1 protein-coding gene is annotated in these 897 nt (G+C 44.5%); it reads right to left on the reverse strand.

Going from position 1 to position 897, the window contains the following annotated elements:
• On the reverse strand, nt 1–897 hold an 897-nt coding region (locus ABDZ84_RS21400; RefSeq protein WP_343782943.1), incomplete at both ends, for an IS110 family RNA-guided transposase.

Raw genomic sequence — 897 nt, forward strand, 5'->3', positions numbered from 1 at the left:
CTTCAACGGGTTGACGGATCGGGTCGTGTAATATCTGTGCAGGGTCTTGAACGTCGAGTTACTGGCTACTAATGGCCTAACGGCCAGATATAAAGCTTTTCTCAGCTTTTTCCGCCCTCGTTTTGTTATCCTTGTTTGTCCCTTGAACTTCCCTGAACTATGTTCTCGTAACGACAAACCTGCCATATTGACCAGCTGTTGTGGATGGTCATATTTTTTGAGGTCTCCGACCTCAGAGAGAAAGGTGGCTATGGTGATTGGCCCCAGCCCTTTAATATTCATCATTTCCTGGGCGCCTGGAATGTCTTTCATGAGATCTGTAATTTCCATGTCCAGTTCGGTTAATTGGCTCTGATAGAGCTCGTATTGGTCTAAGAGACTGTGTATTTCTTTTCTTGCGAAACGCAATCCAACTTCAATGCCGACACTCTTCCTTGCCTTCTCAATGAACTGAGTTGCACGCTTGATTCCGACGCCTCGCTTAATTGTCGTTTTCCATTGTGCTAATACTTCCTCCGGAGTCACGCCTCGGAGGTCGGATGGAAACGGAAAGTTACGTAAGCTGAATAAAGCTGTCTTGCCTTCCCAGTCTTTGAATACATCATTAAACTCTGGGAAATATCGCTGAATATGGTTTTGAATGCGTCCTTCAATGATAATCAGCTGTTTGACGAGTTGATCTCGTAATTTGATCCCTTCCCGCAGTTCGGCATAAATGCCATCGAGAAGATTTGGTACGGAGTATCGTCCGTCTTTTATCAGCTGTGCAATGACACGCGCATCCTTGGTGTCATTTTTCGTTGGTGAGTTATCATCGAGTTCTTTGGACTTTTTCACGTGCATAGGGTTTACCAGCACAAAGTTAATATCTTTTGCTTTCAGATAATAAGCAAGGCT

The sequence above is a fragment of the Virgibacillus salarius genome, assembly GCF_039521925.1.
Classification (GTDB): domain Bacteria; phylum Bacillota; class Bacilli; order Bacillales; family Amphibacillaceae; genus Virgibacillus; species Virgibacillus salarius.